This is a genomic window from Oleiphilus sp. HI0123 (assembly GCF_001635315.1).
Genome location: NZ_LWGE01001657.1, coordinates 1 through 1,805, shown reverse-complemented (window position 1 = coordinate 1,805; position 1,805 = coordinate 1). Strand labels below are relative to the sequence as shown.

Below are 1,805 nucleotides of genomic sequence, written 5' to 3'. Positions count from 1 at the left end.
TCTTTTATTTCTTTAAATGAACTACCCTCATCTTTAAGGCGTCGCCGAGCGGTGTGGGTAGTTAAATGTAACTCACTGGCTACAAGATCAAAGCTAAGATTCTCGATCTCCAAGCTGCCACCCATACGACTCAATAGAATTCTTTTTATCTGCGCAGTAACACTGTCATCTGAACGAAATTGTTTTAGTAGCGATGCCGGCGCATTTTTCAAAAATGGCGCTAAGGTACTATCATTCTGAACAACCGGTAGATCTAAATACTTGCTGTTGAACACAACCCGGTTTTGCCCCTGAGAGAAAGCAACTCGGCAAGGAAACATTAACTTGTACTCTTCATGGAATAGAGGCCTTGCGAAAGTAAACTCAATTCGCTCAAGTAGTATCGGCCTTTCAATCAACCAACACGACAGACGAATCCAGATTATATAGAGCGAAGTAATTAGAAATACCTCATCAAAGCCCAAGTCATTCGAAAACTTGATTTCCAGATGCGCTTCGCCTTCTAGTTCAAGCAAGTTAATCGATAGTTCATCGCCAAACAGACCTATAAACTTACTCGCTCTAAGCAAGGCATGCCGCAAGCTAGTTGCAGTAATTATAGCGTGGCACATCATGCTAAACGTGCCGATTTTAAGTGGCTTTTCGACGAAGCCACTTGCTTCATCGCCCAACTCAGACCAAAGTGAGTGGAGCAAAGGGTCTACATAGTTCAAATCAATACGCTGTAATGGGTCTTTTCCCATATCCAACTGAAACTTGTCATAATCGAGATCAACACTCGCAAAAATCGAGTGCAAATTAATATTTCTTCGCTTAGCAGCAAAAAAGAAAGCATCGACAAGCGCTATAGGAATACTTAAGTTGGGAGACATGAGAGCTCAGACTGGTCCGGATAAGGTCAATCTGTCAAAAAATATGGCAAGAGTCAAGAACTTAGGGGAAGCAAGAAGAGCTCCCCCTTTATCAGAAAGATAAGAGGGTATTGCGACTAAATACCCAAGGAACTTAGTAGGTCATCAACTTCATCTTGGTTAGTTCCAGATAACTGGTCGGGGCGTAAGTTTTGATCCTCGGGAGATAAACTACCAAAGAGTTCATTTAATGACATCATCGTCAACATAAACTTCTGATCGGTAATCTGATCTTCAGAGTAGAGGTTCATACACTTAACAAGCTCACCACTAATCGCTTCACGGATCTGTCCTTGCTGGACCTCACTCAAGCCTTCAGCACCTTCAAGAACTGCTTTTTCAACATTTTCCATTATGCCCATTTGCTGTTCTTTCATGGCCTGGTAGGTTTCGTTAACCTGACTAAGTTCACTACTACATGACATCACTACATTTTTAATTTGTTCCGTTCTCGATTCTACGCGAGCTTCGAGGTTTTGATTGAGATCTAGGATCTCCTTTTCATCAAGCTTTCGTCGAGTAATATCCCGGATCATCACGGTAAAAATGATTTCGTCATCAACAAGCACTTTGTTTGTCACCATCGACAACCAAGCTTGCTGACCTTCAATCGTTGTCTCTATTTCGAAGCGGCCATCGTCTTGCGTTTGGGATGCAAGAAACTCCATATATTCACAACCCTGATCACAGTCTTCATCATCAAGCATTAATTCGAGGCCGCCCCGAGGTTGAACAATTTCAAACTCAGCTTGGGGGTAAAATGCCAGCTCAGGTACAATTTCGTCGAGCATCTTACCTTCAACCTCACCCTCTTGCTTTTTGATAACATCTCTACACGCAGGGGTAACAGTAGTAATCTTACCGTGTTTATCGGTACTTAAAAAAATAAAATCG

The 1,805-nt window shown here is 42.2% G+C and carries 2 protein-coding genes; both read right to left on the bottom strand.

Going from position 1 to position 1,805, the window contains the following annotated elements:
- On the bottom strand, positions 1-872 hold an 872-nt coding region (locus A3761_RS22310; protein ID WP_068750915.1), incomplete at its 3' end, for an AraC family transcriptional regulator.
- 116 nt (positions 873-988) lie between these two features.
- The coding region (locus A3761_RS28070; protein WP_231881286.1) for a protein phosphatase CheZ at positions 989-1,805 on the bottom strand (817 nt) is incomplete at its 5' end.